The sequence below is a fragment of the Microbacterium sp. Bi128 genome, assembly GCF_918698205.1.
In genome coordinates, this window is sequence record NZ_CAKKMM010000154.1 from 1 (window position 1) to 8,881 (window position 8,881).

Here is an 8,881-nt window from a genome sequence, read left to right on the forward strand (position 1 = left end):
GCGACCGCAACTGGGACCGCGCCGACCGGTACTTGCGCCGCCGCGGCGGACCCGCGATCTTCCTCTCCCGCTTCCTGCCCGTGCTCCATTCACTGGTGCCCCTGACGGTGGGGATGAGCGGCTACCGCTACCGGCGGTTCCTGGCGTGGACGGCGCCCGCGTGCATCGTCTGGGCGAGCCTGTACATCACGGTGGCTGCCACCGCGGCGGGTACCTATCGTGAGCTCGCGGACCGGATCCACTACGCGGGGTATGTCTTCGTCGGGATCATCGTCGTCTTCCTCGTGCTCGTCTACGTGGGCAAGAAGGTGTTGGAGCGTATCGAGCGCCGTCACCTCGCGGAGGAGGCCGATTCCCTCGAGCCGGCGGGCGACGACGTGAAAGACTGAGCGGGATGCCTCGCTCCCCTCGCGCCAAAGTGCTCTGGTTCGCCCGCCTCGAGTACCGCTTCCATGCCTGGCGCGAACGTCGCGCGCGGGCGCGCGGTCTCCGCCCCGCCGTCGCCGGGTTCCCGGGGTACGGCACCGAGGAGTGGGTGCGGGTGCTGGGCCGTGTCCTCATCGCGCCGCCGCTCAAGCGCACGGCTGCCGGGGACTCGGCGAGCCTGCGGGGCTGGCGCAGCTTCGCCGCCGTCCCGGTGGGCTACGCGCAGGTGACCGTCACCATCGAGGGCGTGCCGCACGAGGTCGTGGCCGACCGCGGCGGCGTCATCGACGCGAAGCTCCCCGCGTCGCTGCCGCCGGGGTGGCAGACCGTGACGATGAGCGTCGAGGGCAGCGACCCCGCCGAGACCCGCGTCTTCGTCGTGGGGTCGGACGTGCGCTTCGGTGTCGTCAGCGACATCGACGACACCGTCATGGTCACCGCTCTTCCGCGCCCGCTCCTCGCGGCCTGGAACTCGTTCGTCGTCGACGAGCACGCGCGTCAGCCTGTCCCCGGGATGGCGGTCATGCTCGAGCGTCTCTCGCGCGAGCACCCCGGTTCTCCGGTCATCTACCTCTCGACGGGCGCGTGGAACGTCGCCCCGACCCTCACGCGATTCATGCGCCGCCACCTGTTCCCGGCGGGATCGTTCCTGCTCACGGACTGGGGTCCCACCCATGACCGGTGGTTCCGCAGCGGGCGCGATCACAAGGAACAGAACCTGCGCCGCCTGGCCGCGGAGTTCCCCCACGTGAAATGGCTGCTGGTCGGCGACGACGGCCAGCACGACGATTCGATCTACACGGGCTTCGCGATCGAGCACCCCGAGAGCGTCGCGGCCGTCGCCATCCGGCGTCTGCTGCCCGCGGAAGCCGTGCTCGCCGGTGGCCGCACCGTCGTCGACGACCACTCCGCCGCCGACGTGCCGTGGGTGTCCGAGTCCGATGGAGCCGGCCTCCTCGAGCGGCTCGAGGACGTCGGGGTCGTCTCGCGCGACGCCTGACCCGCGCGGGGTCGGTGCCGCGCGGTGCCGATGCGGTGCCGGTGCGGTGCCGGTGTCGCGCCGAGTCGATGCGGCGCGGAGGCGGTGCGGCGCGGCGATTCCGCGAGACTGCAGCCGGCTGACATCCCGGTTGCAGCCTGAAGTGGAGTTGTCAGCGGCGTGAAGTCTCGCGGGCCCACGGCTCCGTCGCCACCCTGCGTGTCCGAGGTGCCGCGTACGGTGGAGGCATGTGCGGTCGATTCGTCGTGGCCAATGTGGCATCCGAGCTCGTGGGCGTGCTGCGCGTCGACGTCGAGGCCGACGAGCTCCCGCCGCCGTCGTACAACATCGCGCCCACGGCATCCGTCGCGATCGTGCTCGACTCGGTGAAGAGCGAGCCTCCCGTGCGACGTCTCGAGGTCGCGCGGTGGGGTCTCGTCCCGGGCTGGGCGAAAGACGTCAAGATCGGGGCGCGCGCCTTCAACGCCCGGTCCGAAGAGGTCGAAGACAAGCCGATGTTCCGGAACGCCCTCATCAAGCGGCGGGCCGTGATCCCCGCGTCGGGGTACTACGAGTGGAAGACGACAGAGGCGGGCAAGACCCCCCACTACATCCACCCCGCCGACGGTTCACCGCTGTTCTTCGCCGGCCTCTACGAGTGGTGGAAAGACCCGGCACTCGCCGACGACGACCCCGCGCGTTGGGTGCTCAGCTGCACCATCCTCACGCGCGATGCCATCGGGCGGCTCGGGTCGATCCACGACCGGATGCCACTGTTCATGGATCCCGACTTCGCCGATGCGTGGCTCGACCCCACGACAGAGAACGTCGGCGACATCCTGGATGCCGCGATCGACGCCGCCCCCGACATGGTCGAGACCCTCGACGACCACGTCGTCTCGGCGGCGGTGGGGAACGTCCGCAACGACTCCCCCGACCTCATCGAGCCCGTCGAATGAGCGGCGTCCTCGTCGGAACCGCCCTCTCCCGCGCCGAGTGGAGCGCCCGGGCCGAGGCGCACGCTGCGCGGGCCGACGACCTGACCGCGGCCCATCGTGCGCGCGCCTCCCGACAGCAGAAGCACCCCGTCGAGGACTTCCTCTTCACCTACTACTCGTACAAGCCCGCGATCCTGCGCAAGTGGCATCCGGGTCCGGGTGTGGTGCTGTGCGATGCCGAGGAGCGCGCGTCCTGGCGCTGGTACCGCACGTCGGCCGACGGCGTCGACGTGGATGCCGAGACCTTCCGCCGCGACCGGGGCTCGCTGTACCGCGGAGTCGTGAACCTGCTGCGGGCGACGGCCGCGCGTCCGGCGCGTTTCGGCTGCTTCGGTCTCCATGAATGGGCGATGGCCTACCGCGCCGATGACGTGCGCCACGCCGTGCCGCTGCGGCTGGGGCGCGAGGGTACCGATGCCGTGGTCGAGAGCCACGAGCTCACCTGTACGCACTTCGACGCCTTCCGGTTCTTCACACCGGATGCCGCTCCCCGCAACCGCACGGCGCTGACCCGCGACCTGCAGATCCGCCACGAGCAGCCGGGCTGCTTGCACGCGGGCATGGACGTCTACAAGTGGGCGGTGAAGCTCGGGCCGCTCGTGCCGGGCGACATCCTGCTCGACGCGTTCGCGCTGGCCCGCGACATCCGCACGCTCGACATGGAGGCATCGCCCTACGACCTCGCCGACTGGGGCTACTCCCCCGTCGCGATCGAGACGCCCGCCGGAAAGGCGCAGTACGTCGCTCGCCAGCGCGCGCTGAGCGAGCGGTCCCAGGCTCTACGGACGGGCCTGCTGAATGCCGTCACCGCGGGCGACGACACGCCCGGTAGCGCCGATTTCTTGCGTCCTGATTCCGTGTAGTAAGCTCATGGAGTTGCCTCGAACGAGGCGGAACAAACGAATACGGGCCTGTGGCGCAGCTGGTAGCGCACCTGCATGGCATGCAGGGGGTCAGGGGTTCGAGTCCCCTCAGGTCCACCAACACAACGTCTCGCGGCATCCGTCGCGAGACGTTTTCGTTTCCCCCGCGATGGCTCGCCGAGGTGGCATCCGGTCGCTACCCGATCAGCTCCACGTCGAACTCCATGACGACCGCGCGCACTTCGTCGAGGTACCTCTGCGCCTGCGCGGTCAGGGGGATGCCGGAGTGAGCGATCCACCCGATCTCGATGCGCTCGTCGACCTCAAGCGGGACGGCCACGATCTCGGGGTCGAGGTCGTCGCTGATGATGCCGGTCGAGATCGTGTAGCCCTCGAGGCCGATCATGAGGTTGAAGATCGTCGCGCGGTCCGACACCCGGATCTCCTGTGCGCTGGACAGCGTCGAGAGGATCTCCTCGGCGAAGTAGAACGAGTTGTTCGTGCCCTGGTCGAACGTCAGCCGGGGAAGACCGGCGAGATCGTCGAGGGTCACTCGTTCTCGCGCCGCGAGCGGATTCTTGCGCGATACGAAGATGTGCGGGTCGGCGAGGAAGAGCGGGTGGAAGACGAGGCCCGAATCGCGCAGCAGCTTGTCGATCACGTTGCGGTTGAAATCGTTGCGGTACAGGATGCCGAGTTCGCTCCGCAGCGTGCGGACGTCCTCGATGATGTCCCACGTGCGCGTCTCGCGGAGCGAGAACTCGTACTCGGCCGCGTCGCTCGCCTTCACCATCCGGACGAACGCGTCCACCGCGAAGGAGTAATGCTGGGTCGAGACGCCGAGAAGCCGACGCGACGGCGGGCGGTCCAGGTACCGCTGCTCGAGGAGCGCCACCTGTTCGACGACCTGGCGCGCATATCCGAGGAACTCGACACCGTCGGCGGTCAGTGTGATCCCGCGCGCCGACCGGACGAGGAGGGCGCGGCCCACGCGCGCTTCCAGGTCCTTCATCGCGGCGGACATCGTCGGCTGCGACACGTAGAGGAGGTCGGCGGCCGCGGTGATGGAGCCCTCCGCGGCGACCTCGATGAAGGACTGCAGTTGCTGCAGCGTCACGCCGCTCGCCCGTCGTGCCATAGGTGAATCCTATAGTTACGGATAGTGGCGATGGATTACCCGATGATCGATCGTGGCCCGCACCATGGAGTCACCGACGACCGCCCGGTCGTGGGACGACGAGCTACAGGAGTGGCGCCATGGCGAACGAGTTCACCTTCCGGATCTCGACCACCCGGTTCGACGAGGACTACTCGCCCTCCGACAGCTCTCGGGCCACGACGAACTTCGCCAATCTGGCCCGCGGCGAGGACCGGCAGGAGAACCTCCGCAACGCGCTGACGATGATCGACCGTCGATTCAACGACCTCGCGCGGTGGGACAACCCGGACGGCAACCGCTACACCGTCGAGCTCGACATCGTCTCGGTCGACCTGGAGTTCGCCGAGGAGGGCGAAGACCAGCGGTTCCCGCTCCTCGAGGTGCTCGACGTGCAGATCGTCGACCGGGCGACCGGAAAGCGCCTCCCGGGGATCGTCGGCAACAACTTCTCGTCGTACCTCCGCGACTTCGACTTCAGCGTGCTGCTGCCCGCGGTCAACGCGGACGCGACGACCTTCACCGTGCCCGACGACTTCGGCACCCTCCACGGCGCGCTCTTCCAGCACTTCCTCGAGTCCGAGGCCTATCGCGAGCGCTTCGCACTGTCGCCCGTGATCTGCATCAGCGTCTCGACGAGCAAGACCTACCGTCGCACCGACAACGTCCACCCCGTCCTCGGCGTCGAGTACGCGCAGAACGAGTACTCCCTCACCGACGAGTACTTCGGCAAGATGGGCCTCCAGGTGCGCTACTTCCTGCCCGAGGGCAGCGTCGCGCCCCTCGCGTTCTACTTCCAGGGCGACCTCCTCAACGACTACAGCAACCTGCAGCTCATCGGCACGATCAGCACCATGGAGTCGTTCCAGAAGATCTATCGGCCCGAGCTGTACAACGCCAACTCGGCCGCGGCGAACATCTACCGCCCGACCCTCGAGAACCACGACTTCTCGCGGACGCGCGTCGAGTATGACCGCGAGGAGCGCTCGCGACTCGCCGTGACGCAGGGCAAGTACGCCGAGGAGCACTTCATCGCGCCGCACGGAGACCTCCTCGCCCGCTGGGCCGGCCTCTCCCCCGCTCTCGTCCGCTGATCCCCGGGACCCCCACACATGAACACACTTCTGCCCACCGCCGTCGTCGGCAGCCTGCCCAAGCCCACGTGGCTCGCGGAACCCGAGAAGCTCTGGTCACCGTGGGCACTCGAGGGCGACGCTCTCGTCGAGGGCCAGCAGGACGCCTTGCGCGCGGCCGTCCACGAGCAGCGCCGGCGCGGCATCGACATCGTCAGTGACGGCGAGCAGACTCGCCAGCACTTCGTCACGACGTTCATCGAGCACCTCAGCGGTGTCGACTTCGAGAACCGCGAGACGGTTCGCATCCGCAACCGGTACGACGCGAGCGTGCCCACCGTCGTCGGCGCCGTCGAGCGCGAGAAGCCCGTCTTCGTTCAGGATGCCGCGTTCCTCCGGTCCCAAACCGACCAGCCCATCAAGTGGGCCCTCCCCGGCCCCATGACGATGATCGACACGCTCGCCGACCGGTACTACGGCAGTCGCGAGAAGCTCGCGTGGGAGTTCGCCGGCATCCTGAACCAGGAGGCGCGCGAACTCGAAGCGGCGGGGGTCGATGTCATCCAGTTCGACGAGCCCGCGTTCAACGTGTTCTTCGACGATGTGCGGGACTGGGGCATGGCGACCCTGGAACGGGCCGTCGAGGGCCTCCGCGCCGAGACCGCGGTGCACATCTGCTACGGCTACGGGATCAAGGCGAACACCGACTGGAAGGCGACGCTCGGGCCCGAATGGCGGCAGTACGAAGAGTCGTTCCCGTTGCTGCAGCAGTCGAGCATCGACATCGTGTCGCTCGAGTCGCACAACTCCCGGATCCCGATGGAGATCATCGAGTTGATCCGCGGCAAGAAGGTCATGCTCGGGGCCGTGGACGTGGCCACCCACGACATCGAGACCCCCGACGAGGTGGCGGACACGCTGCGGAAGGCCCTGCAGTACGTCGATGCCGACAAGCTCATCCCGAGCTCGAACTGCGGAATGGCGCCGCTCCCCCGGGACGTGGCCCTCGCGAAACTGAGCGCGCTGAGCGCGGGTGCGGCGATCCTGCGCGAGGAGCTCACGGGCGCGCTGGTCTGAAACGCCGAAGGGCCGCTCCGGTGGGAGCGGCCCTTCGATGCGTCTCGGCTCAGTCGGCGGATGCCGGGGTCGGCAGCTCCAGCGGAACGACGGGGCAGTCCTTCCACAGGCGCTCCAGGCCGTAGTAGACGCGCTCCTGCTCGTGGAAGACGTGCACCACGAGGTCACCGAAGTCCAGCAGGATCCAGCGCGATTCCTGGCGGCCCTCGCGGCGGAGGCGCTTGTGGCCCGCTTCGAGGAGCTTCTCTTCGACCTCGTCGGCGATGGCGGCGACGTTGCGCTCGTTGCGTCCCGTCACGAGGAGGAAGATGTCGACGAGCGGCAGCGGCTCGGACACGTCGAGGGCGACGAGGTCTTCACCCGCCTTCGAGTCGGCGGCGATGGCGGCGATACGCGCCATTTCGATTCCGTTGGCGCTGGCGGTCATCCGAAGACTCCTGTCGTGAAGGCGAGGACCAGCGCGACGGCGACCGCGACGGCGAGGGCGCCGGTGGTGATGATGAGACCGATGACGAGCTTGCTGCCCTTCTCGGGTGCCGGTGGCCGGATGATCTCACCGGGTTGCTTGACGGTGCTGATCGCGGCGCTGGCAGCGATCGGCGTCGGGGAGGATGCCGGCGGCAGCTCCCCGTCCAGAAGCACGGCGTCGACGTCGCGACCGTCCGTGGTGCCGGGAGCGTGCCCGGCCGAGCCGAGTCCCTCGGGGAGTTCGAACGTGCCGGTGATGAGCACCTCTCCCGTCGACGTCACGGGGCCGACGAGCGGCACGCCCGAGGGGGTCTGCGACAGGATCAGGGCGTTCGGCGTCGACACCGAACCGGTGGAGGGGCCCCGGGCGATGAGCTGGTCGAAGGACGGCGGGAGCGAGATCTCGGGCGTCTGGCCGGCGAGCAGGTCGGACCCGAGGGCCGGGTTCACGGTGGACACCGGGGCGTCCTCATCGCCTCCCGCGGAGGGCTCCGCTGCCACGGGGGTTTCTTCTGTCGCTGCGGGGCGGAAGATCGCCTGCAGCGAGTCCTTCTTGCGCTCGTCCGCGTTGTCGGCCGCGGTGGACGGCGTCTCGTCGGGCGAGGCCGAATCCGCTGCGGCGACGGCGACGGCGTGCTCGGCGGCGGGCTCTTCGTCCGCGGGGGCCTCGGCCGTCGAGGCCGCCGACAGCGGCGCCGGGAGGCCGGGCTGCAGATCGGGCGAGATGATCGGGACGGACGCCGTGCGGATGCGCTCCTGCGCGCGGGCTTGGCGGCGGGTCAGGCCGGTCACGCCGAGGTCGCCGGGGTCGGACGCGGGCGCGAAGGACGCGGGAACGATGGGGTGTTCCGTCACGGCGGGGGCGGTGGCATCCGTCGACTCCGGCGCCGCGGGAGCGACCTCGTCCGAGGATGGCTCGCCCTCGTCCGCTGCGTCGGGGGCGGCCTCGGACTTGTCGGCCTTTCCTCGACCGAACAGTCCTCCGAGCACGCCGCCCTTCTTCGCCGGCACCTCGGGAGCCTGCTGCGGCTCGACGACGGGCTCTTCCGCCGATGCTTCCTCGATCGGGGCTTCCTCGATCGGGGCGTCGCCGGAGGGCGAGGAGATCTGGGGGTCGACCCGCGTGGGCTCCGGCTCGGCGGGCGTCTCCGGTGCCGGCTCGTCGAGCTGCGGCGTGATAATCGGCGTGGCGCCGGTGTTGCGGAGTTCGCGCAGCTGACGCCGCGTCAGCGGCGGGGTCTCGGGGTTCTCGGATGTGCTCATGCAGGGCTCCGGTAGAGGTGATGCTTCGCGATGTACTGCACGACGCCGTCGGGCACGAGGTACCACACCGGGTGGCCTCGGCGCACGCGGGCGCGACAGTCTGTGGACGAGATGGACAGCGCCGGGATCTCGAGTTGGCTGACGTCGTCGGTGGGCAGTCCCTCGGTCGTCAGCACATGTCCGGGACGGGACACGGCGACGAAGTGGGCGAGGTCCCACAGCTCTTGGTGATTGCGCCATCCGAGGATCTGCGCGACGGCGTCGGCGCCGCTGATGAAGAACAGATCGGCGCCGGGGCGCTCGCGCTTCAGATCGCGCAAGGTGTCGATCGTGTAGGTGGGGCCGGCGCGATCGATGTCGACGCGGCTGACCGTGAACTGCGGATTGGAGGCGGTCGCGATGACCGTCATCAGGTAGCGGTGTTCGCTCTCGGTGACGTCGGCCTTCTGCCACGGTCGCCCCGTCGGCACGAAGATGACCTCATCGAGATCGAACGATTGCGCGACCTCGCTCGCGGCGACCAGGTGACCGTGGTGGATCGGATCGAACGTCCCACCCATGACCCCGATGCGAGGGGT

Annotated in this window: 10 protein-coding genes and 1 tRNA gene; 7 read left to right on the forward strand and 4 right to left on the reverse strand. The window is 69.0% G+C overall.

The window, feature by feature from the left end; all coding sequences use genetic code 11:
* The 5 genes from LQV45_RS12445 to LQV45_RS12465 all read left to right on the forward strand — a co-directional run.
* The coding region (locus LQV45_RS12445; protein WP_230007297.1) for a DedA family protein at positions 1-389 on the forward strand (389 nt) is incomplete at its 5' end.
* Positions 390-394: 5 nt separating this feature from the next.
* On the forward strand, positions 395-1,426 hold the full coding sequence (locus LQV45_RS12450; RefSeq protein ID WP_230007298.1) for an App1 family protein: 1,032 nt from the start codon (positions 395-397) through the stop codon (positions 1,424-1,426).
* Positions 1,427-1,653: 227 nt separating this feature from the next.
* Positions 1,654-2,364, forward strand: a complete 711-nt coding sequence (locus tag LQV45_RS12455; protein ID WP_230007299.1) for an SOS response-associated peptidase — start codon at positions 1,654-1,656, stop codon at positions 2,362-2,364.
* Positions 2,361-3,266, forward strand: a complete 906-nt coding sequence (locus LQV45_RS12460; RefSeq protein WP_230007300.1) for a 3-methyladenine DNA glycosylase — start codon at positions 2,361-2,363, stop codon at positions 3,264-3,266. The genes LQV45_RS12455 and LQV45_RS12460 overlap by 4 nt, the downstream gene beginning before the upstream one ends.
* 44 nt (positions 3,267-3,310) lie before the next feature.
* Positions 3,311-3,386, forward strand: a tRNA-Ala gene (locus LQV45_RS12465).
* 76 nt (positions 3,387-3,462) lie between these two features.
* Here the strand turns inward: LQV45_RS12465 and LQV45_RS12470 are convergent.
* Positions 3,463-4,404, reverse strand: a complete 942-nt coding sequence (locus tag LQV45_RS12470) for a LysR family transcriptional regulator (RefSeq protein WP_230007301.1) — start codon at positions 4,402-4,404, stop codon at positions 3,463-3,465.
* 119 nt (positions 4,405-4,523) lie between these two features.
* Between LQV45_RS12470 and LQV45_RS12475 the strand changes: the two genes are divergently transcribed.
* Both LQV45_RS12475 and LQV45_RS12480 read left to right on the forward strand, forming a co-directional pair.
* Positions 4,524-5,516 carry a DUF1852 domain-containing protein gene (locus LQV45_RS12475; protein ID WP_230007302.1) on the forward strand — a complete coding sequence of 331 codons (993 nt, stop codon included), beginning with the start codon at positions 4,524-4,526 and terminating at the stop codon, positions 5,514-5,516.
* Between the two features lie 18 nt (positions 5,517-5,534).
* Positions 5,535-6,572, forward strand: coding sequence for a methionine synthase (locus tag LQV45_RS12480; RefSeq protein WP_230007303.1), 1,038 nt, complete (start codon positions 5,535-5,537; stop codon positions 6,570-6,572).
* Between the two features lie 49 nt (positions 6,573-6,621).
* Here LQV45_RS12480 and rsfS read toward each other — a convergent pair whose 3' ends face one another.
* From rsfS to nadD, 3 genes are all read right to left on the reverse strand, one after another.
* Positions 6,622-6,999 carry a ribosome silencing factor gene (rsfS, locus tag LQV45_RS12485; protein ID WP_138172321.1) on the reverse strand — a complete coding sequence of 126 codons (378 nt, stop codon included), beginning with the start codon at positions 6,997-6,999 and terminating at the stop codon, positions 6,622-6,624.
* A complete protein-coding gene (locus LQV45_RS12490) occupies positions 6,996-8,303 on the reverse strand; it encodes a hypothetical protein (protein WP_230007304.1) in 1,308 nt (435 codons plus the stop codon). Before LQV45_RS12490 ends, rsfS begins: the two co-directional genes overlap by 4 nt.
* Positions 8,300-8,881, reverse strand: a 582-nt coding sequence (nadD, locus tag LQV45_RS12495) for a nicotinate-nucleotide adenylyltransferase (protein ID WP_230007305.1), incomplete at its 5' end; no start/stop codon positions are given. The genes LQV45_RS12490 and nadD, both read right to left, overlap by 4 nt.

What these genes read in the sequence shown, in the direction of transcription:
- LQV45_RS12475 (WP_230007302.1), top strand. Translation starts at nt 4,524, where the DNA reads ATGGCGAACGAGTTCACCTTCCGGATCTCGACCACCCGGTTCGACGAG.
- LQV45_RS12460 (WP_230007300.1), top strand. Translation starts at nt 2,361, where the DNA reads ATGAGCGGCGTCCTCGTCGGAACCGCCCTCTCCCGCGCCGAGTGGAGC.
- LQV45_RS12455 (WP_230007299.1), top strand. Translation starts at nt 1,654, where the DNA reads ATGTGCGGTCGATTCGTCGTGGCCAATGTGGCATCCGAGCTCGTGGGC.
- LQV45_RS12490 (WP_230007304.1), bottom strand. Translation starts at nt 8,303, where the DNA reads ATGAGCACATCCGAGAACCCCGAGACCCCGCCGCTGACGCGGCGTCAG.
- LQV45_RS12450 (WP_230007298.1), top strand. Translation starts at nt 395, where the DNA reads ATGCCTCGCTCCCCTCGCGCCAAAGTGCTCTGGTTCGCCCGCCTCGAG.
- rsfS (WP_138172321.1), bottom strand. Translation starts at nt 6,999, where the DNA reads ATGACCGCCAGCGCCAACGGAATCGAAATGGCGCGTATCGCCGCCATC.
- LQV45_RS12470 (WP_230007301.1), bottom strand. Translation starts at nt 4,404, where the DNA reads ATGGCACGACGGGCGAGCGGCGTGACGCTGCAGCAACTGCAGTCCTTC.
- LQV45_RS12480 (WP_230007303.1), top strand. Translation starts at nt 5,535, where the DNA reads ATGAACACACTTCTGCCCACCGCCGTCGTCGGCAGCCTGCCCAAGCCC.